Source organism: Futiania mangrovi (assembly GCF_024158125.1).
Taxonomy (GTDB): Bacteria; Pseudomonadota; Alphaproteobacteria; order Futianiales; family Futianiaceae; genus Futiania; species Futiania mangrovi.
In genome coordinates, this window is sequence record NZ_JAMZFT010000004.1 from 100012 (window position 1) to 120510 (window position 20499).

Genomic DNA, 20499 nt, shown 5'->3' on the forward strand with positions numbered 1-20499 from the left:
CATCATGGCCCGCGGTCACATGCACTGCGCGCAAAGGCCAGACACACGACCGCAACCCGCAGCACGATGGGTCCAACATCCAATTCGTCCCTTGCATCAAAGAGGGCGTCCACACATGACAGCACCCCATCACGAATACTCTTTGAGCACCTCTGGCCCATGGATCAGCCCATGGATGAAGCGCAGTTTTCCCATCACCGCCGGAGCCAGGACAAAGGGGTAGAGATCCGGTTGGCCCATGCTGTGATTGAGGCTGTTGACCGCATAGGTGAGTGGCAGCCAAGCTGAGATCAGCGCGTCGAAATCGCGCTGCCGGCAGGGATCGAAGTCGATTTCCATCACGATCACAGGATGGCGGCCGGTCGCCGGCCTGACGCACATGCCGAAGGCGGCGGCTGTTTCCAGCGTATCCACGATGTGCAGATAGTGGGCCCAGGTCTCGGCGAAATCCTCCCACGGATGAGAGCCGGCGTAACCGCTTATGAAGCGTTCCTGCCAGTCGGGCCGCGGGCCGTTTGCATAGTGCGCGGCCAGGGCCTCGGCGTAGTTCGCGCGCTCGTCCCCGAACATCTCGCGGAAGGCGTCGTGCCAGACGCTGTCGCGAACGAGACGATCCCAGTAGTGGTGGCCGACCTCGTGACGAAAGTGACCTAGGAGCGTTCGGAAGGGCTCCGCCATGTCCTGGCGATGGCGCTCGCGTTCGGCATCGTCGGCCTCGGCGATATCGATCGTGATCACCCCTTCGCGATGACCCGTCATGACCTGGGGGCCTTCCTGGAACGCCCCGCTCGATCCGGCAAGGAAGTCGAACACGAGCCCGCTGCCAGGGTCCTCGAACCGGCTCGTGACAGGCAGCTTCAGGCGCAGAAGGCCGTAGACCAGCCGATGCTTTGCTGCCTCCAGCCGCTGCCAGAGCAGGAGGTGCGCGGGTACGCCCAGGTCCGGGATCGTCCGGTTGAGGCGGCAGGCACGGCAGAACGCATCCGGCCCGTCGGCCAGGACCAGCCAGTTACAGACATCGTGGATGGCGTTGGCGCAAAAACGAAACTCTTCGCCGGGAAAGGCGAGCGCACGCCAGCGTCCGCCCCCTTCGGGAGTCAGGGCGCTCAGTGCCGACCGGTCTGCCAGGTAACCCAGCACGTGCCCGCAGCGCTCGCACCGCGTATTCTCGAAGTAGAGCAATTGGCCGCAGTGTTGGCACTCGAACAGCTTCATGCGCCGGTCCCGCGCATGTCGACCTGGCGGACAGTCACCATCCGGCCCAGATCCTCGTCCCACAGGATGAACCGCACGGCGCGAAGACCATCGCGGAGAGACATGCCCGGAACCTTCCGTAGCGGCGGCAGCGCCTCGTGGCATTCCTGGAGCCGGTAGTTCGGGATGCGCGGGTTGAGGTGATGCACATGGTGGTACCCGATGTTGCCCGTGAACCATTGCAGGACGGCAGGCAGCCGCAGGAATGTCGAACCCTTAAGCGACGCGGAGGCTGCATCCCAATCGTCGTGGCGGGCCCACAGAACGTCTTCGCCGCGATGCTGGATCGCGAACAGCCATACGCCGAAGATGGACGCCAGGACCATGACCGGGAGATGGACCGTCGCGACCGCGTCGAATCCGAGCAGAAGGCCGAGCCCGCCGAACATGGCGGCCAGCGCGATGTCGGTCGTGTAGACGGCGCGGCGCTCCCGCCGCCACGCAGCCGGCGCGTCGAACGGCACCCGGTAGAGACAGAGGAAAACCAGCGGCGGCAGCAGAATGTTGGCGATGAAGGGATGCCGGGTCGTCCGGTACCACCAGCGCCGGGAGGGGCTCATGTCGCGATACTCGGCGGCCGTCAGGCAGGCCGAGTAGATGTCAGCCCCGCTCTCACGCCGGTCGAGATCGTTCCACACGCGGTGATGGCCGGCGTGTTGCCGTCGCCACGATGCATAGGGCGTCAGCGTCAGCAGGCTGCACGCGAGGCCAAGGGCATCATTCGCCCGCCGCCCCCGAAAGAACGACCCATGTCCGCAGTCGTGCTGGATGATGAAGATGCGCACCAGAAATCCGGCGGCCAGTGGAGCCAGCACGAGAGCAAGCCAGAATGACGTCTCGTTCAGCACGTACATGCCCGCGCACGTGGCAAGGAAGCCGCCGAACGAGGTCGCCACCTGGGAGACGCTTTTGCCGATCAGGGGCACCTGAAAAGGCTGCGCGTGCCGACGAAGCTCTGAATTTTCGCTCATGAAGGCCTCTCGAGACGGAGGGCATCCCTTTATCAGCCTGCACTGTCCCGCTGCGATGGACAATATTCGTTCAGGATTGTTGTTGGGCCCGGCCACTCTCTGCCGCGGGGCGTTGTCGCCAGAAAGATGGCGGGATCGAGTTTTGAGAGCGCGTTCGGCGTAGAGGCCGCCCAAACGCGCGGTCCTTATTTTTGGGCCGCTTTATGTAATCGTGGCTTGCTCTGTTTGGCCTCTGTTGCGCCGGCACGAATGAGGCGCTCCCAGCGCCAACCGGGAGCGCCCGATTCCAGCGGAGCTGGTTCAAAAAGTTTTGGCAAGTCGATCCATGCATGCACTGGCGACCGCACGATTTGGTTCCGCCGATCCCGGCATCGTGGCCCAGCCAGCTTTCATGAGCATGTCATCGCGTTCGTAGGTCCTTGCGGCCTTCATGTTGGCCATCGTTTCCTGCATCTGCGGGTCCTGCTCCGACTGGACGACGCAGATGGGAACAAGGGCGGCAAGGACCTCGCTGCGGGCCTTCGCCGAGGCCATCTCGTCGGCGGCTTTCGCTGTCATCCAGCCGCCCGCGGTAAACCCGATGACGGCGAGGGCGATGGCCCCCAGGACAGCGCCATAGGAGGCTGGTTTCATCCATTCCGGTGCGGTCATGTGCATATCCTCACGATGAAAGAAGGGGAGACAGGCGCCGCTTCAAGGCCTGCGCCGACAGATGGGCATATTGTCCCTCAGCGCTTGCGTGGCTTCGAAGATGCGCGTGTGTTGAGGGGAAGCCCGTTGCGCCATGAATGACTGGTCTTGCAGTGCGGGCAGATGCGCTCTCCGGACCAGCGGCTCTCGAACGCGGTGCCGCAGCGAAGGCAGTCTCTGGTCTTGGGAATCTCCCAAGTGGCAAGAAATTCCGGGTCGTCCCGGGCGGTTGGGTCGCTCATCTGCTGCCTCCGGCATCTGGGCACAATGGGGTGCCCTTTCCCCATGTTCTGTTGCGCGCTTTTCCGGTCGCGCAGCAGCCCGGGCGCAAGAGAGCGGACGCCTCGAGCAGGCCGGATCAGAAAAATCAAAATCAAGAAGTCAACAGGGCGAAAATGATACATGCCCGGAGTGTGAATTTTCCTCAACTCGAATTTATTTATATAGGGGTATATTTATTTATTTCAATATTTATGGGGGGATTTTTAAAATATTTAAAATGGCTGACTTTCCGTGGCTTCAGGAGGAGCCCGCCTGGAACGGTAACGGCCATGGTCTTGTCAGAGGAAAATCCGTTGAGGCCGACAAGCGGTGTCCTTAGCCTCAGCCTCGGTGGATGCTCAGCCTCTGCCTGTATTTCAAGACATCGCCCGAGGTCATCCGCCTCGCGGTGATGATGTATGTCCGGTTCCCGCTCTCGCTCCGGAACGTCGAGGACCTGCTGCACGAACCAGGGATCGACATCAGGCACGAGGAAGCGGTTCGGTCAGCCCGAAACGATCGTCACGGACCGGCTCAGATCCTGTGGCGCGGCCCTGCGGGAACTGGGCTCTGCGGGCCGTCAGGAAACCGGCCGGTGGCTCAACGACCGGGCCGGAAACTCACGCTTTCCGTTACGGCAAGGCGCAGCTCGATCAGCCATCGCTCAATTCGCCCCTTGCATCAACGGGGCCGTCCGCACGTGAAAGCATCACCCTCTTACCCGGAAAACCTGATTCCGCTGCGAACCATCGGTAGGGCGGCCGGTATGGGCTGTCCGATCGCGAGGATCGCGTTGGCCAGATCGGTCTCGGAGGCTTGGTATTCAGGCGTGGTTCGCACCATTTCGAACAACTCAGCCTTGAGCGCGTCGGAACTGCGAGACTCGGCGGCCGAGAAATCCCAGCTCACCTCAAGCGCGTCGCGTGCTTGGAAGGCGGCCCAGGTGGTTTCGGCGTAGACCATGACGCCCCTGTTGTTGGGCATCTCGATAGCCATGATGAAACCGGGAATGATGCGCGCGGCGCTGTCGTCAAAGGTGGCGACCGTCCCGCCGAGACGTGGCGCGCGCCTGATCGCGACGACCATCTGGTTGTCCAGTTGAACGTCCATCGAGAACTGTGCCGAGCCGTCGATCTTCGCTGGGGTGTCGAGCCGGCCCTTCTGGTCGACGCCGATCACGCGCCACTCGGACGGGTCCTTGAGTCGCGGTTCGGCGGGTACGTCGCGCGTTGCGGCAGCGGCTACGAAATCGCCGATCCCTGCCGAATGGCCGGCACCGGAAATGATGCCGTCGCGAAGGATCGGGTTCGACGGGCGGACACCCCAAGCCTCGGCGGCGGCGCCAATCAACATTTCTCGGGCTGCGGCCGCCGCGGTCCCATACTGCATGAAGGAATTCGCCATCGCCGTCGAGCCGCCGGTACCTTGCGAGCCGAAGAACAGATTGGCGTAGCGTGCGTTGTCCGCAGGGGCCATCTCGAACCTGATGTCCTGGAGCGACATGTTCAACTCTTCGGCGATGAGCGCCGAAAGACCGGTGGCCGTGCCCTGGCCGCCTTCGAAATGCTTGATGATGGCGGCGATGGTGCCGTCATCCTGTGCCTTGCGGTCGCCCAGAAGGCGGTCCGCATCGGGACCGGCGCGGAAGCGCAGGCGGTCTCCGGTCTCGTTGGCCGCGTCCCAGATGACCCCGGCGACGACCTCGGGCGCGGACGGGTCGGAGGCTAGCTTGCCGAAGAGACGTCCCATCGCCTCGGCCGTGGGGGCGTAGTCGGAGAGACTTTCGTCCATCGCGAAATCGAAGGACCGGCCGCCGAAGTCCGTCTTGATCATGCCCGGCTCGACGATTCGCACCCGGATGCCGAGCGGCTCCAACTCGTAGTGGAGAGCCTCGGACAGGCCTTCGACCGCGAACTTCGTGCCGTGATACAGCGTGCCGAGCGGGAAGGTGATCTGCCCGCCGATGGAGGAGATGTTGACGATCGTGCCGGAGCGATTGGCCCGCATATGGGGCAGCACGGCCTTCGTCACCTCGAGGAGCCCGATCACGTTGGTGTCGAACTGGCGACGGATCCGCTCGGTCGAGAAGGCTTCGAGCGCACCATAGGCGCCATACCCGGCGTTGTTCAGGAGCACGTCGATCTTGCCGAACCGGGAGATGCCGCCTGCGACGGCGTCCGAAATGGATCCCGCATCGGTGACGTCGAGCCGGGTGACGAGGACGTTTTCCAGACCGTCAAGCTCGGCTGCGGTAGACGGGTCGCGCATTGTGGCGATCACGGTCCAGCCTTCGGCCTGGAAGCGTTTGGCGGTTGCCCTGCCGATGCCCGAGGAGGCTCCTGTGATCAGGATGGTTTTCATGGGCTTCTCTCCTTCAGGCGTTCAGGTCGAGCATCCGCTCGATGCCGAAGCCCGACAGCTCCGTCCGGTAGCATTCGGCAATGGCCTCGAGCGCCCACTTCGACGCCGAATAGGTGCCATAGAAGGGGGTGGCGATCCGGCCGATCAGGCTTGAGGTGTAGAGGACAGTGCCGGCGCCCTGCGCACGCATGTGGGGCAGGGCCGCGCGCATGACTCTCTGCACGCCCATCACGTTCACGTCGAATACTCGTGCCATGTCCTCGGGCGACATCAGTTCCTGGATGCCGTAGGAGCCGATCCCGGCATTGTTGAAGAGGACATCCAGACCGCCGAGTGCGGCATTGGCCTCGGCGACGCCCACCTCGGTGCTGGCTGTTTCCGTTATGTCCAGCTCGACGATCCGCGCGCCTGCAGCTTCCAGTTCGGCGACCGTGCCGGCGTTCCTGCCTTGGCGATTGCGCACGCTGCCCGCAACCGCGTGTCCCTTTTCAAGCAGTGCCAGTGCCGTGGGCCTGCCGAAGCCGCCCCCTATCCCCGTGATCATCACCTTCGCCATGTTCACCCTGCTCGCTTGTCGGTTTGTCGAGCCTACTTCGACGGCGGCGGCCATTCTTTCCCTATCGCCCAGATTTCTTGCCTGATCCTCCGTCTGAGGCAATTTTTGTTCAAGCTGGCCGGAAACTTGTGCTAGGCGGTTCGCAGGGAGAGAGCCATGGCAGACACAGGCCTGTTGCATCACGTATCGGCCTTGCTCGACCGGGAAGGCCCGGCTCAGGGCGCGCTCGCGCACGGGTCGAGCGGCCTGCACTTCCTGCGGTTTTCCGCAGCGACCGGGCAGGATGCGACCGTTTACCGGCCCCTTCTCTGCCTCGTGCTGCAGGGCGCCAAGGAGGTGGGCACAAGCGCACGCACCTTGCGCATCGCCGACGGGCAATCGCTGGTCGTCACCCATGCGGTTCCGGTCGTCTCCCGCATCACCGAGGCCACGCCCGACCGCCCATATGTCGCGCTCGTTTTCCCGATCGATCTCGACCTCATGCGCGGGCTCGCCGCCGACGTGACGCCCAAATCCGGCGGGAGCCCGAAAGATCCGTTCTCGATATCGCTCTGCCAGGCCGATCTGGAACTGGAGGAGGCGCTTCTGCGCTATCTGCGGCACTGCGACAGCGAAAATGCGCGCCGCCTGCTGGCGCCGATCACAGCCCGGGAAATCCATGCCCGGCTCTTGTTGGGGCCGCATGCCGAGCCGCTTCGGAAACTCCTCTGGCACGAAACGACGGCCAGCCGAATCTTCCAGGCCACGCGCGAGATCCAGTCGGATCTCGCCCGACCGATCTCTGTCGGGGACCTCGCGCAGCGGGCGGGCATGAGCAGTTCGGCCTTCTTCGAACACTTTAAGGCGGTGACGGGCACGTCGCCGCTGCAATACCAGAAGGACCTGCGCCTGCTCCGCGCGCGTGATGTGCTGCGGAGCACGAACGAGAAGATCTCCGGAATCGCGTTCGCGGTCGGGTATGAAAGCCCAGCCCAGTTCTCGCGGGAATACGCCCGGAAGTTCGGTGTGCCGCCAAGGCAGGACAGAGGGAGTCGTCAGAGGAAAACCGTTGAGACCACCATGCGGCGTCCATAGCCATCGGTGGATGGCCAGCCTCTTCCGCCGCGTTGTCAGAGGAAAATCATTTGATATCCGGCAGCCGGGTCACCGGTGGGTTCCAGCGGCGCTACGGAAGATAGTTCTTTCCTCAGATGAGTGAGTTATTGGGCTCAAGCCAGAAGCCAAGGCTCCAAGCGCCACTCTCGGTTCATTCCTCTGACAATACCGGCTCATGGCTTGATGCCTCCATCTTCCGGAGAGCGGGTGGCAGAGCCGGCTCGCCAGGCGCCGGGGGATTGCCCGGTCGCACCCTTGAAGGCGCGGCTGAAGGCAGACTCGGAGGCATACCCGACCTCCTCTGCAATCGCGGCGATCTTGCTGCCGGTCTTGATCAGCAGACGCGAGGCGATCTGCATCCGCCAGAGCGAAAGATAGCGCATCGGCGCGCATCCGAGACGCCGTGAGAACCGCTCCGCCAGAGCCGTCCGCGAGACACCGCACTGCGCGGCAAGCGCCGCCAGCCTCCAAGCATGGGCCGGGCGGGTGTGCAGAAGCGACAGGGCGCGGGACAGGACGGGGTCTTGCAGGGCCCGGAGCCAGCCCTTCTCGTCAGGCGAGGGCTGCGCCGCGGTGAGCCGCAAGACCTCGAGGAACATCAGCTCGCTCAAGGTGAGGCGCAGGGCGTCTCCACCCGGGCGGCGCACCTGAAATTCCGCGAGCGCAAGCTCGATGAGCCGAGGCAGGGGTCCCTCGTCCTCGACGGCATCTGCGCGCACGTGCAGCAGGGCTGGCAGCGCCCCAAGCAGCGGATTGAAGGGTACCCGGTCGCACCCCAGGTAGCCGCAAATGAACCGCGTCGTGATCGTTGGGCCCGTCCCTTCCTCGACGACGAACGGCAGCTTTCCCGCCGCCATCTGGCCCAGAAAGCGAACTGTCTCGGACCCTGAAAACTCCGGCGTCCGATCGGGTTCGGCCAGAAGGGAATAGGCGTCGCCATGCGCCATGACGAGAACGTCGCCTGCCCGGAACCTGACCGGCGTTTGCCCGGAAACGCAGGCCCAACCGCCGCCTTCGAGGATGACGTGATAGGAGATGACGTCGCGCGCCCGCGGCAGGATCTGCGCGGCAAATTCGCGTGCCTGCGGCACCTCGACCCCCCAGTTCTGCCGCGCCTCCACAAGGAAGAACAGCGCACCGGTGAGCCGGATCGAACGCAGTACATCGGACAGCGGATCGGACGCCGGGACAGCAGCGCCGGGCGGAGGGCGGGCTTTCGCGGCGGGTGCCGCGATAGGGAGGGGGGCGCGTTTTCCGGACGATCCGGCAGAAGATACGGATGCCCGGCCATGGGGCTGAGCCATGCGTCAGTCTACACTGATATTCCATTTTGCACCATGGACGGTCCCACGGACCGGGGAGGCGCAGGCATGACCCTACAGCGGCAACCGACCAATCCGGCGGAGGTCTACGAGCACTGCTTCGTGCCGGCCTTGTTTGCGCAATGGGGGCCCGTCACCGCGGCGGCAGCCCGCATCGGTCCGGGCGATCATGTGCTGGACGTGGCATGTGGGACCGGTGTCCTTGCCGGCGCGGCCGCGGAACGGGCCGGGCCGCGGGGGACGGTCGTCGGACTGGACGTCAATCCGCAGATGCTTGCCGTTGCGCGCGCCAGCCAGCGGCCCGTCGAGTGGGTCGAGGCGCCGGCGGAGGCCCTGCCGTTCGCCGATGCCACCTTCGATGCCGTGGTCAGCCAGTTCGGCCTGATGTTCTTCGACGACCGGGCCGGCGCTCTCCGCGAGATGAGGCGGGTTGCACGGCCGCGCGGCCGGATTGCGGTGACGGTGTGCGACAACATCAGGCACTCGGCAGGCTACAGCGCCTTCGCGCAACTGCTCGACCGGCTGTTCGGACGCGGGGTGGGGGATGCGTTCCGCGCGCCCTTTGCCCTCGGCGACGCGGAGGTGCTCAAGCGCCTGGCGACCGAGGCAGGCTTGCCGGGAGCTGCGGTCGCGCGCCGGAGCGGGGACGTCAGCTTCCCGTCGGTCGCGTCCCTGGTGTCGACAGAGCGCGCCTGTGCCTGGACCCTTGGAGGGATCCTCGACGAGGGCCAGTTCGAGCACCTTCTGGAAGCTGCGGAAACCGAACTCGCACCCTTCGCGCGGGAGGACGGCAGCATCGTCTTCGAGATGCCCGCACTGATCCTGACGGCGCGGATGGACGGACCGTGAGGTGGTACCCGGCGCGTGCCGATCGGTTCAGGCCGGGAGGAGTCGGGCCGGAAATTCCGAGGCGCAGCACCAGAAGCATGAGGCCCAGGGCCCGTATCTGCAGGCCGATGTGCGCCCGCATCACTCATCCGGCCGACTCTCCACCATGGCGGGTCTGCGGGAGAAGGTCGCCGACCAGTCCGACAGCACCGGGCACCGGGCGCGCCACGCGGTGCTGAAGCGGAAGTCGATGTACTCCAGGGCGCATCCGGCGACGATCTGTTCCAGGCGCAGCGGCCCCTCGACGATGCGATCCGCAATCCCTTCGAGGTGATCCAGGCAGCGCTCGATGCGCTGGCTCTGCTTGGCGATCGTCTCGTCGCTGCGGGCGCCGTCGGGCCGTATGATCTCCATGCGGTAATGCAGGCACGCCTCCGTCAGGCCGAGCAGGAGCGCGATGCGCGTGGCCTGCGCATCGTCATCCCCGGGCAGCATCGAGGGCCGGCCGGACAAGCGATCGAAACAGGCGAATATCACGCGGCTGTCGTAGTAGGCCGTGTCGCCTCCGACGATCAGCGTCGGGATCTGCCGCAGCGGGTTGAGCCGGTCGATGAACTCGGCCGTGTAGATGTTGAGGACCTCATACCTGAAGGGGATGCCCAGCTCGCGCCCCAGCACCAGCGCCATGCGCGCAAAGGGCGAGGTCGGGCCGCCATAGAGCACCATGTCGGGACACTTCGGGTTGTTGCCTGAGCGGCTCGTGGCGTTCATGCGTGTTCTCTCACTCTGCTTCGGGCAGGCAATTCGGGGGGCGCGACGGCGCCGCGCCACCCCACCGGAGCGGCCGCTCCCCCGCAGCGGGAACGGCCGGCGGGAGGCAAATTACCTGAGGGCCGCCTTGAGGGCCTTGGCCGCTTCCACCGCACCCGTCGTGTCCGAGTGCACGCAGATGACATCGAAATCGATCTTGATGTCGTGGCCATCGAGGGTGTCGACGACGCCTTCCTCTACTGCCTTCATGCAACGGGCGATCACCTGCTCCGTGGTGACCTTGGGCGGCTGGCGCATGATGATCAGGCGCCCGTCGCCCGCGTATGGCAGGTCTGCGTACAGTTCTGCGACGAAGCCGACGCCGCGCGATGTGTAGACCTTCTCGTGCAGGGTGTTCGCCATGCCGTAAAGCGGCACCCCGAAAACCTCGGCAGCGTCGGCCACTGCGTTCGCAACCTCCTCGTCGCGGGCCGCGACCCCGTACAGGGCCCCATGCGGCTTGATGTGGTTGAGCGGCATCCCGTGCATGTCCAGGAAGCCCTTCAGCGCCGAAACCTGGTAAATGATGATGTCGCGCAGCTCCTCGCGTTCGATCTTCATCTCCCGCCGTCCCCAGCCCTGCGGGTCCGGGTAGGAGGGATGCGCGCCGACCAGGACGCCGTTTTCCTTTGCCAGCCTGACCGTCCGGTGCATGACGACAGGATCGGAGGCATGGAAGCCGCAGGCCACATTGGCGATGTCGATGTGCTTCATCATTTCCGCATCGTCGCAGACCGAATAGATCGCGAACCCTTCGCCCATGTCGCAATTTATCTTGGGGTGCATTGTGAACTCCTTCGGTGGATGTTGCGCAAAAGAACGCGCTCGCGCCGATTTCTGTTCATGCGCGCAAACACGGCCAGAAGGGGATATTACGATTTTTCAGCCGAACCGCATTGACGGATAGAAGGCGGTTGAAAGCGACAGAAGATCGGTTCGGCAGGCGGTGCCATGTGTGGACGGCCGCGACGATGCCATGGCGGCCGGGTGTCAGTGTGTTCCGCGCCGGGCCATGAAGGCTGAGGCGAACTCTAGGAGTACGGCGTCGGGCAGCGGGGCCGTTCCTTCGTGTGCGACGACGAGGACGCCCGCCACGGGATGCGCACCCGCCAGCAGGCGTAGCGTGCGTTCCGCGGCAAGCGCCCGGCGGGAAGGCACGCTCTCGCCGTCGACGTGGAGAAAGGTGTCTGCGAACACCATGCGCGGCCCTTCGGTCTGATCGAGCACAACGGTCTCGCCCTGAAAGCAATAGCCGCCACCGCACACGCGGCGCGGCCGGCGCTCCTTGATCCACCAGAAGGCGTCTGGCGCGAGGTCGAGCGCCGCGCCCGCAACCTTTGCGCCGCGGCGCGCCGCCAGCGCCTGGAAGACCAGGACTCTTTGCCCGCCTTGCTCATAGACGGCCGCCTGGGTTGCGTCTGCATGCGGCGCGGCCGGGCTCCAGTCCTGCGGGCCGGTCACCTTCTCCCATCCGCCCACGCTTTGCGGCGCGGAAATGGAGGGGATGGCGGCGGCCGTCAGGCCCGGTGCCGGCCACGCGTGCGTCACGACGATCGCGGCGGCGGCGGCGGCGCCAGCCAGCGCGACCGCGCGGCGCGGACGCGCAACGCCTGCCTCGCGCACCGGCACGGTATCGCCTGCCTGGTCGCGCATGCGATAGGCCGCGGCAAGGAGCAGCGCGAGAATGACCGCCAGAACCGCCCACCCCACGCCGCGATGGGCGGAGATGTCCATCACCGCGCCCTGCCAGTGATTGTAAAGGACGATCAGGTTCACCCTTATGCCGTTCGCTACAATGGCCGCGACGGCCGCCGCCGCAGTCAGCGCCGCGGTCTTCAACACCGTACGAAACAGCAGCAGGCCGAGCGTCAGGCCAACGAAGGACGTCGCGAGCAATTCTCCCAGGCCGGCGCAGGCAGCGACCACGGCATAGGGCTGACCCGCCACGGTGATGTTCAGGCCGTCGCGTACCGTCTCCAGTCCGGCGAGTGCGCTACCCTGCGCGACGAACCAGGCCGTAAGCGATGTCAGCGCCGGCAGCAATTGCTGGCCTGTCGGAACCAGAAAGACCACGAGCAGCAAGGGCGGCAGCGCCGCCCGGAAGGCATGCGGACCCAATCCCGCGTGCAGCACGCCGACCGCCATGCCGGCGAGCGCAAGGTGGCGGCCCTCGGCAATGCCGGCGAGGTCCGCAACGCTCCAACCTGCGGCGCACGCGATCGTCAAGGCGACGCCTGTCAGGCTGCCCGAGGGCGGTTCCTGCAGGATCCGCCCTCGCCGGTCCCACAAGATGTACAGCAGCGTGGGCAACACGAGGAAGCCATGGTTGTAGGTCTCGTTCGCCGCCCAGATGCGCACCATGTCGGCCGCGGTCGCTGCGTGGGCCGCCAGCAGGCTGACGAGTGCCAGCGCGAGGCCCGCACGTACCATCCCCCATCCGGGTGCGTATGCGGCCTGCGGTGTTGCCGCGAGGCTTCCGGAGGTTCCTGCGGGATGCGCCCGGCTCATTCGGCGGCTTCGCCGGCGGGGGGCTGCGCGCGCCCGGCGTCCGGAACGGGAGCGCCCGCCTGCCGGTCGCGGACGAAGGGCAGCGCGAGTGTGCGCAGGAAGCGCATGTCGTCCGGCTCCCGGAAATACTCGAGGCCCGCCGTGATCTCGTCCAGACGCTCGCTTTCCGGCGCGCGGTAGGTTCCGAATGTCCGGTCCCAGAAGGAGAAGACCACGCCATAGTTGCTGTCGGTCTGCGGCTGCCATGTCGAGTGATGGATGAAATGCATTCCCGGCGTCACGAAAATCGTGCGCACCGCGCGATCCAGACCTGCGGGCCATTGCAGGTTGGCATGCGACCAGATGGTCACGGCGACCGCCAGGATCGCATAAAGCAGGATACCCTCCGCCGTCAGACCGAGGCCGCCCACGATGGCGAGCGTCAGAACCATGCTGCCAAGGGTCTCAAGCGGATGGTGCCGCTCTGCGGTGGTGAAGTCGATTTCGGTTTCCGCGTGGTGGACCAGATGCAGGCGCCACAGGAGGGCGGAGCGGTGCAGGACCACGTGCTCGGCATATTTGCAGGCATCGAGGATCAGGACCGTGGCGGCTGCGGCCAGCCACTCCGACCCGATCAGCGGGCGTAGCAGGCCGTGTTCGGCGGCAAATGCGGACCCCGCGACCTCGATCGCCGTCGCGGGCAGCACGACGCGGTGCAACAACAGCGTCATGGCATAAAGGCCGCCGTTCGTTGTCCAGCGGATCGCAAGGCTGACCCGGTGGCGATGCCACGGTGCGAAAAGCTCCAGCAGCGCGAAAACGATCAATGCGACGTAGAAGGCGTTCGCCTGTACCAGCGTGATGATCTCTGACATCCGTTCTGCCCGGCCTTGTAGCGGCGTCCGGCGAGGAGGCGGCCGGAATCCGGGTGCCCGGTGCCGGCCGCGCCCCGTCTGCCGGTTACTTTCTGCGGCGCGCCAGATAGACGCCGCCAACCACCGCCGCCGCCGCGAGACCCAGAATGCTGGGGCCGGGCAGGGTCGGCACGGGACCGCTCGCAAGCGCCGGCGTTGCAAGCAGCACAGCCGGTGCGATCAGGGTCAGGATACGAGACATGGAACCCTCCATCATTGTCTCTTCTTGTTTGCCGCATCCGAAGAAGCGGCAGGGGCGCGCCAGTCCGGCGTCCCCTGGAGGGTCTGACAAGCAATAATTGTGCCCATTTCGCACTCAAATATTTCAATAACTTGCGACCATATGATTTGAATGGGTGAAAAGAAGGCTGACGGTGCGTTTTCCATTGTGGAAAAGTCCGGAGCGACGGGGCGAATTCAGTCCCCTGCGCCCTGACCTGTTTTCAGCAGTCGCTCGATCAACGGGTGTCTTTGCGACCTGTCGAGCACTTGGGATCGCTATCGCCGCAAGGTCGGGAAATGTCGGCGGCGCATGACGTCGTCCCCCCAGGCGGAGACGGAGGCCCGTTCGCATTGGGCAAAGCGATCTCCTATGCCCGCTCGAGAAGCCTGAAAAGTACCCGGACGATCACCCGTGTGGCCTTCCTGAGATCCTCAAGCGCAACGCGTTCGTCTGCGCGGTGACCGTTGGCCTCCAGAAGTGTTGAAGGACCTGCTCCGTACATGACAGTCGGGATGCCTGCAGCCGCATAGTGGCGCGCATCGGCGTAGAGCGGCACACCTTCAAGCGGCACGTCGACACCCAATTCCACCTGTGCAGCCTCCGCGACGGTTGCCGCCAGCGCATCCGAACCGTGTACCGGGCCGAATGGGCGTGCGAGCAGCACCCGCTGTGTGCGCCAACCGATGCCCGGCAGCCCATCAAGCGCCCTTGCGACGACGGCTTTCAACTCGGCCTCCACGGCCTCGCAGTCCTCTTCGGGCACGATGCGCCGATCGATGCGCAGAGTGACCTTGTCCGGCACCACGTTCGTGTTGATCCCACCCGAGATAAGCCCGATCACCATGGAGGGAGAATCGATGCCCGGTACCGCCGAGTGAATGTCCGCAAGTCCTTTCCGGTAGGCGTAAAGCGCCGCGAGCAATGTCGAGGCGGCCTCCAGCGCATCGTGGCCGGTGTCGGGTCGCGCGGCGTGAGCGGAGGTCCCGGTCACGGTCACCTCCAGGTGAAGGCACCCGTTGTGCGCCACGGTGACGGCGTATGAAAAGCCTGCGCAGATCGCGAAGTCGGGCTTCGACAACCCCGTGTCCAGCAGGCGGCGCGGCCCGATCTCGCCGCCGGCTTCCTCGTCATAGGTCAGGTGGAGTTCGACGGTGCCCGAAAGCTGCACTCCAGATGCAACGAGTGCGCGGAGCGCAAACGCATAGGTCGCGAAATCGGACTTCGAGACCGCGACGCCGCGCCCGTACATCCAGCCGTCCCTGATCTCCGCGCCATAGGGGTCGGTCGTCCATCCCTCTCCTGGTGGGACGACGTCGCCATGCGCGTTGAGCGCTAACACCGGACCATCCCCGAACCGGTGACGCACGATCAGGTTGGTCGCCGATACCATTCCGTGAGCCTCGGCGTCCGCTTCGGGAACCGGATCGCGCGCGACCGTGAACCCCAACTGCTCCAGCAGCGCGGCCGTGCGCTCCGCGTGCGGCGCGCAGTCTCCCGGCGGATTGTCGGATGGCACGCGCACCAGTTCCGCGAGGAAGGCCGTCTCCTGCGGAAAGGCGCTGTCCACCGCGTCGAGGGCGCGTGCAAGGGTGTCACCGGTCATGACTTTGCTCTCCTGCTCATGCCGCGATTGTCAGAAGCCGGCGGGGCGTGTGAACGAACATCTGCTCTATCTCCGCCTCGGTGAACCCGCGTAACCGCATCAACGGGATCACGTTGCGAAACAGGTGCCCATAGCCGTGACCGCCCCCGGAGACGAGGCGCGTGCGCGTGCAGATGTCCTGCGAAACCGCGATGCGATCGAGGTGTCCAGAGTCGGCGAGACCGCGCAGCAGCCGAAGCCGCGTCCCGTCGTTGGGGAGATCGATGTCGGGCTGGAACGGATACCAGGAGCTTTCGATGCCGAAGAAGTCGAACTCGATCACGCAGCCGGTATCCGCAAGCCGGACGAGACCGTCGACGTCAAAGAGCGTCCGGTCGACATGGCTCATGACGAGCCGCTCCGGATCGCCCCCATGCGCCCGGATGAACTCCACCACCTCGACCAGATCGAAGGGACTGCGTGGCGGATGGACATTGAGCGAGGCGCCCGTTCCGCACTGTGCAACAGCGGCGGCGGCGAGCACGCGCTTCTCGGCCTCTGTCCAAGGGCTGCTCAAGCCGATCTCGCCGATGATCCCGGCACGGATGCCTCCCATCCCGTGGCGCACGGCTGCGACCATCTCGCCGGCCAGCCAGTCGACGGACGCACCGCGCGCCGAGGCGTCGAGATATGCCTCCACGTAGAAGCCACAGCCCATGACGATGTGGACGCCGGACGCCGCCGACACGCGCGCAAGGCCAGCCGGGTGGGGTGCGATGCCTGCACAGGTCAGTTCGACCAATGCGCGGCCGCCCTCGGCATGCAGGCGTTCGAGTTCGGCAATGGCGACCGCCTCGTCGGTCAGCCGGTGATTGCCGAGGTGATTGCACCACTGGTGGCGGATCTCCCAGCAGGTCTCCAGCGTGATCTCGGCCTCGGGACCGCCTTTGGCGGCAAGCGCCGGCGGCGTGATGTCGCACAACACGTGCTCGTGCATCAGCGTCGGTCCCAGGGTGTCCGGCGCAATGGGACCGAGAACGGTCATGACGTGTGGCCCGGACTGCGTCACGCGGCCAACTCGCCCACGCGGAACAGACGGGCTGCGTTGGCTGCCGACATGGCGCGCATTTCTTCCGGGCCGAAGCCTGCGCTCTGCACGAGCAAAAGAAACTCGCGAAAGCCTTCCACCGGGGGTGGCAGGACGAAGACGCCACAGTCGCCCGACAGGATCGTATGCTCAGGTCCAGCCGCGCGGATCAATTGCGCGAGTTGAGGAAGTGTCACGGCGTCGACCGTGTGCTTCTCGGCATCAACATGCGTCAGCCCGACCTGGGTCGCGTGGCTCAGGAAGAAGAACGAGAACTCCGCAATCGCGCCTGCGGCGGTAACGGCGCGCACCGTCTCCGCATCGTAGTGTGTCGAGGGCACGAGAATGCGCGTCACGCCCCGGGCGCGTGCCGCCTCGACAACGCGCACGGCCTCCGGTCCCGACACATGGCCCGTGTTCAGGACCACGTCGCGCTCCGCGATCAGGTCGAGGATCTCGGGCAGGGGATCGGGAAGTTCTCCCCGCTCCGGGATGCCCAGGCAGGCTTCGACATAGGCGGGGGAGCGTCCTTCGGCCCGCGCGATGAACCGGGTGTGATGGGTCGGCAGGGAGATGAAGCGCGCCCCGTCGCGCGCCGCGCCATAGCCGTAGCCCAGGGCGATACGCGCAGCCTCCGCTGAAACCCCACCCGCCGGCGGCTCCATGATCAGTCCGCCGAATACCTCCACCCCCAGTCCGCCCAACTCCCGCATGGCGAGGGCGGCGTAGCCCGAGGTGTTGCAGAAATTGTCCATCAGGCCGATCGCCGCCATGCCGGCATCGGCTGCTTGACGCACGGCGGTCAGCACATCGATAGACCGCGCATTTATGTGCGGACAGCAATGCACGTGATTGTCGACGGCGCCGACGAGCATGTCCGCCCCAGGCAACATCGTTTCCTCCCTTGTCCCTGTAAGGACGGCTAGTGCCGCAGGATCTTTCCGACGAAGTCGCGTGTCCGTTCCTTCTTCGGCGCATCGAACAGGTCGGCCGGCGGCGCGACCTCGACGACATGGCCATCGGCCATGAAGACGACCTTCGACGAAACCTCCCGCACGAACGCCATTTCATGGCTCACGATCAGCATGGTCATGCCCTCGGCCGCCAGCATGCGTATGGTGTCCAGAACCTCGTTCACCAGTTCGGGGTCGAGGGCAGACGTCACCTCGTCCAGCAGCAGGATTTCCGGCTTCAGCGCCAATGCCCGGGCGATCGCGACCCGCTGTTGCTGGCCGCCCGAAAGCTGATCGGGATAGGCGTCGAGCTTGTCGGAGAGGCCGACCCGGGCCAGAAGGCGCCTGGCATCGGCCTCGACCTCCGCCGCGGGACGGTTCTGGATCTTGATCGGCGCGACCGTCACGTTGCGCAGCACGGTCATGTTCTGGAACAGGTTGTACTGCTGGAACACGACGGCGCAGCGGCGGCGCACCTCGCGCAGGCTCTTGCGGCTGGCGTAGTCGATCGGCACGCCGTCCACGCGCACTTCGCCTGAAATCGGCGGTAGCAGCCCCATGATGACCCGCAGCAGCGTGCTCTTGCCCGAACCCGACGGACCGATCAGGCTGACGATCTCGCCCTTCGCCACCTCGAGATTTATGCTTTCGAGGACGGTCACCGGGCCATAGTTCGCCTTCAGCTCAGCGATTTCGAGGTGGGGCAAGTTTCTTCTCCATCCAGAAGCCGAAGCGCGCCAGCGGGTAGGACAGCGCAAAATACAGAATGAGGATCGTCCCGAACACGAGGGCCGCGGAGAAGCCCTTGTTGTTCATGACCTTTCCGGCGTAGGTCAGCTCCACGACGCCAATCTGGGACGCGAGCGCGGTATCCTTGATGAACAGGACGAAGAAGCTGAACGCGGGCGGGATGATCACCTTCCAGGCCTGCGGGATGATGACGAGGCGCAGCGTCTGCCAGTAGCTGAAGTTCATGGCTTCGGCTGCGTCCCACTGGTTCTGGTGCACGGACTCGATGCCGCCGCGAACGATCTCCGCGATGAAGGCGGTCGCGATCAGGCAGACGCTGATCACCGCGATGGTGAAAAGCGTGAGGTCGATGGCCAGCGCCTGGAACACGAAGAAGGTCAGCAGCAGCGTAACGAGGAAGGGGATGCGCCGGAACGTCTCCGTGAAAAGGATCGCGAGCCAGCGCGCCCATATGAGCCCCAGCCCCCGCGTCCTGCGCAGCACGGCGAGCGCAAACCCGACCCCGAATCCGAAGAGGCACCCCGCGGCCGACAGCAGGAAGGTCGCGCCCAGCGCCTTCAGCAGGAAGATCAGGTTCCAGTAGGTGAAGAAGGCCGGCGCTTCCTCGACAATGCGCTCCCACATCACACGATCCTCATCTTGGCGCGGAACATGTAGCGCCCGACGAGGGCGAGGATGAGCGTCGCGGCAAAGGTCACGACGACATACAGACCCGCGGTGATGGAGAAGATCTCGATCGAGCGGAACGTCATCGCGTTGATCGTCATGGCGCGTCCGGTCAGTTCCTCGACGCCGAACACGGCGGCCATCGAGGAGCCGAGCGTCATCAGGATGTACTGGTTGGACAGGGGTGGAAAGAGAACCTTCATGATGTGCGGCAGGATCACGTAGCGAACCTGTTGGGCCAGGCTGAAACCCATGGTCTGGGCCGCCTCCAACTCCTCGCGGCGGATGCTGTCGAAGCCGGCCTTCTGGATCTGGGTGAGGTAGGCGCCCGCGTTCAGCGTCATGCCGAGCACGACGGCGGAGAACGGCGAGAGCAGGATGCCCGCGTCGGGCAATGCGAAAAAGATGAAATAGATCTGCACCAGCTGCGGCGTATTGGCGAAAAAGCTGACGTAGATGTCGACGATGCGGACGAGCCAGCGCGGCCCGAAGGAGCGGATCGTCGCGCCGAGAAGGCCGATGACCATGCCGCCGCAGAACGCAAGGAAGGCGATCTGCAGGCTGACGAGCGCGCCCGCCATGAGATAGGGCAGGTGATCGGTAACCTGGCCGAACTGCAGCGTGTAGTTCATGCGTGAGGAATCCGCGCCGGGAATGTCAGCGGGACGCGGGCGTCCGTCGGGAAGGACAGACGCCCGCGCTCAGCTCAGAAGTACGGAGAAGCCTTGACGTCGAAGATCATCGGGATACCGAACCACTTCACCCAGGTCTCGTCGATGAAGCCGCGGCGATGCAGGTCGAAGATCGCCACGTTCAACCAGTTGCGCAGGCTGTCGTTGCCCTTTGCCACGCCGATGGAGCAGTAGTAGACGTCAACCGGCGTTTCCACGACTTTCCAGTCGACCTTGTGCTTGTTCATGTGCTCGCCGACGAAGTCGACGACGTCGACCATGGCGTCGGCCCGGCCCTGCGCGATGGCCCGCACTGCATCCGGGTAGTTGTCGAGTTGCAGCACCTGCGCCTTCGGCAGGTTCTCGGCGATGAACTTGATCGGCGTCGTGCCACGGACCTGAACCAGCTTGACCGCCGGGTCGTTGAGTTCGCGCCAGTCGGTGTAGGGCTTGGCCTCGGTCGTCAGGACACCGAAAACCTCGGTATGGACCGGCAGGGTGAAGTCGATGACCTTCGCACGCTCGGGATTGCGGGTCATCGCGCCCAGGACGATGTCGATCTTGCCGCTCGCCACGAACGGAATCCGGTCAGGGGAGCCGACCTGAACCACCTCGAGTTCGACCCCAAGCATGGCCGCAAGACGCCGTGCGACGTCCACGTCGAAGCCATCGATCTCGTTCTTGTCGTTGTAAAGCCCCAGCGGAGGCAGCGTCGGATTGACGCCGACAACCAGCTTCTTGGAGGAGAGTATTTCGTCAAGCGACCGGGCTTCCCCCTTTGTCGGCGCAAGCGCGGCGAGGGTCACGGCAACCGCGAGCGTCGCGGTACGCAGCAGTGTCTTGAGCATGCATCTGTCTCCCTTTGTGATCGCGGCCATCAGTGGCCGGCGAACGCAACTCTCGTTCAGATCCTCCCATAACATGCCTTTTTTGCATGTTTTTTTAGGTATACGAACTGCACACGCATGTTGTACAGTATGGGAACATCAACGTCTAGGCTTGTCAACGGGAAGAGTTC

20 protein-coding genes and 1 pseudogene are annotated in these 20499 nt (G+C 64.9%); 3 read left to right on the top strand and 18 right to left on the bottom strand.

What is annotated here, in order from left to right:
- Positions 1–129 precede the first annotated feature (129 nt).
- The 3 genes from NJQ99_RS15315 to NJQ99_RS15325 all read right to left on the bottom strand — a co-directional run bounded on the left by NJQ99_RS15315 (position 130) and on the right by NJQ99_RS15325 (position 2876).
- Entirely contained in the window at positions 130–1215 is a 1086-nt protein-coding gene (locus NJQ99_RS15315; protein WP_269333746.1) for a zinc-binding metallopeptidase family protein, read from the bottom strand.
- Positions 1212–2225 (bottom strand): fatty acid desaturase, encoded by a 1014-nt coding sequence (locus tag NJQ99_RS15320; RefSeq protein WP_269333747.1) that lies wholly within the window; start codon positions 2223–2225, stop codon positions 1212–1214. Before NJQ99_RS15320 ends, NJQ99_RS15315 begins: the two co-directional genes overlap by 4 nt.
- Before the next feature lie 300 nt (positions 2226–2525).
- Positions 2526–2876 (bottom strand): hypothetical protein, encoded by a 351-nt coding sequence (locus tag NJQ99_RS15325; protein ID WP_269333748.1) that lies wholly within the window; start codon positions 2874–2876, stop codon positions 2526–2528.
- A 655-nt stretch (positions 2877–3531) separates the two neighbouring features.
- Between NJQ99_RS15325 and NJQ99_RS16405 the strand changes: the two are divergent.
- A pseudogene (locus NJQ99_RS16405) lies at positions 3532–3817 on the top strand (hypothetical protein); the annotation flags it as partial.
- Positions 3818–3893: 76 nt separating this feature from the next.
- Here NJQ99_RS16405 and NJQ99_RS15335 read toward each other — a convergent pair.
- Entirely contained in the window at positions 3894–5537 is a 1644-nt protein-coding gene (locus tag NJQ99_RS15335; protein ID WP_269333749.1) for an SDR family oxidoreductase, read from the bottom strand.
- A 13-nt stretch (positions 5538–5550) separates the two neighbouring features.
- Positions 5551–6093, bottom strand: coding sequence for an SDR family NAD(P)-dependent oxidoreductase (locus NJQ99_RS15340; RefSeq protein WP_269333750.1), 543 nt, complete (start codon positions 6091–6093; stop codon positions 5551–5553).
- A gap of 156 nt (positions 6094–6249) precedes the next feature.
- On the opposite strand from NJQ99_RS15340, the gene NJQ99_RS15345 reads away from it, so the two are divergent.
- The gene (locus NJQ99_RS15345) at positions 6250–7167 is read left to right on the top strand and encodes an AraC family transcriptional regulator (RefSeq protein ID WP_269333751.1); all 918 of its coding nucleotides are present in this window, start codon (positions 6250–6252) and stop codon (positions 7165–7167) included.
- Positions 7168–7361: 194 nt separating this feature from the next.
- Here NJQ99_RS15345 and NJQ99_RS15350 read toward each other — a convergent pair whose 3' ends face one another.
- Positions 7362–8492, bottom strand: coding sequence for an AraC family transcriptional regulator (locus NJQ99_RS15350; protein WP_269333752.1), 1131 nt, complete (start codon positions 8490–8492; stop codon positions 7362–7364).
- A 66-nt stretch (positions 8493–8558) separates the two neighbouring features.
- On the opposite strand from NJQ99_RS15350, the gene NJQ99_RS15355 reads away from it, so the two are divergent.
- A complete protein-coding gene (locus tag NJQ99_RS15355; protein WP_269333753.1) occupies positions 8559–9359 on the top strand; it encodes a methyltransferase domain-containing protein in 801 nt (266 codons plus the stop codon).
- Between the two features lie 120 nt (positions 9360–9479).
- On the opposite strand, the gene NJQ99_RS15360 is transcribed toward NJQ99_RS15355, so the two are convergent.
- The 12 genes from NJQ99_RS15360 to NJQ99_RS15415 all read right to left on the bottom strand — a co-directional run bounded on the left by NJQ99_RS15360 (position 9480) and on the right by NJQ99_RS15415 (position 20329).
- Complete coding sequence (locus NJQ99_RS15360; protein ID WP_269333754.1) at positions 9480–10109, bottom strand: glutathione S-transferase family protein; 630 nt, start codon at positions 10107–10109, stop codon at positions 9480–9482.
- A 111-nt stretch (positions 10110–10220) separates the two neighbouring features.
- Positions 10221–10934 carry a 5-oxoprolinase subunit PxpA gene (gene pxpA / locus NJQ99_RS15365; protein WP_269333755.1) on the bottom strand — a complete coding sequence of 238 codons (714 nt, stop codon included), beginning with the start codon at positions 10932–10934 and terminating at the stop codon, positions 10221–10223.
- 204 nt (positions 10935–11138) lie between these two features.
- A complete protein-coding gene (gene xrt, locus NJQ99_RS15370; RefSeq protein WP_269333756.1) occupies positions 11139–12578 on the bottom strand; it encodes an exosortase in 1440 nt (479 codons plus the stop codon).
- 74 nt (positions 12579–12652) lie between these two features.
- Positions 12653–13510 (bottom strand): sterol desaturase family protein, encoded by an 858-nt coding sequence (locus NJQ99_RS15375; protein WP_269333757.1) that lies wholly within the window; start codon positions 13508–13510, stop codon positions 12653–12655.
- An 85-nt stretch (positions 13511–13595) separates the two neighbouring features.
- Positions 13596–13751, bottom strand: a complete 156-nt coding sequence (locus NJQ99_RS15380) for a hypothetical protein (RefSeq protein ID WP_269333758.1) — start codon at positions 13749–13751, stop codon at positions 13596–13598.
- A gap of 388 nt (positions 13752–14139) precedes the next feature.
- Positions 14140–15375 (bottom strand): M20/M25/M40 family metallo-hydrolase, encoded by a 1236-nt coding sequence (locus NJQ99_RS15385; protein WP_269333759.1) that lies wholly within the window; start codon positions 15373–15375, stop codon positions 14140–14142.
- Between the two features lie 16 nt (positions 15376–15391).
- Positions 15392–16399: a phosphotriesterase family protein gene (locus NJQ99_RS15390; protein ID WP_269333760.1), complete on the bottom strand. Its 1008-nt coding sequence runs from the start codon at positions 16397–16399 to the stop codon at positions 15392–15394.
- A gap of 20 nt (positions 16400–16419) precedes the next feature.
- Positions 16420–17334 (bottom strand): DUF6282 family protein, encoded by a 915-nt coding sequence (locus tag NJQ99_RS15395; RefSeq protein ID WP_269333761.1) that lies wholly within the window; start codon positions 17332–17334, stop codon positions 16420–16422.
- 29 nt (positions 17335–17363) lie between these two features.
- Positions 17364–18101 (bottom strand): amino acid ABC transporter ATP-binding protein, encoded by a 738-nt coding sequence (locus NJQ99_RS15400; RefSeq protein WP_269333762.1) that lies wholly within the window; start codon positions 18099–18101, stop codon positions 17364–17366.
- The gene (locus NJQ99_RS15405) at positions 18079–18768 is read right to left on the bottom strand and encodes an amino acid ABC transporter permease (RefSeq protein WP_269333763.1); all 690 of its coding nucleotides are present in this window, start codon (positions 18766–18768) and stop codon (positions 18079–18081) included. Before NJQ99_RS15405 ends, NJQ99_RS15400 begins: the two co-directional genes overlap by 23 nt.
- Positions 18768–19442 (bottom strand): amino acid ABC transporter permease, encoded by a 675-nt coding sequence (locus tag NJQ99_RS15410; RefSeq protein WP_269333764.1) that lies wholly within the window; start codon positions 19440–19442, stop codon positions 18768–18770. The genes NJQ99_RS15405 and NJQ99_RS15410 overlap by 1 nt, the downstream gene beginning before the upstream one ends.
- A 74-nt stretch (positions 19443–19516) precedes the next feature.
- Positions 19517–20329, bottom strand: coding sequence for a transporter substrate-binding domain-containing protein (locus NJQ99_RS15415; RefSeq protein ID WP_269333765.1), 813 nt, complete (start codon positions 20327–20329; stop codon positions 19517–19519).
- Positions 20330–20499: the final 170 nt, after the last annotated feature.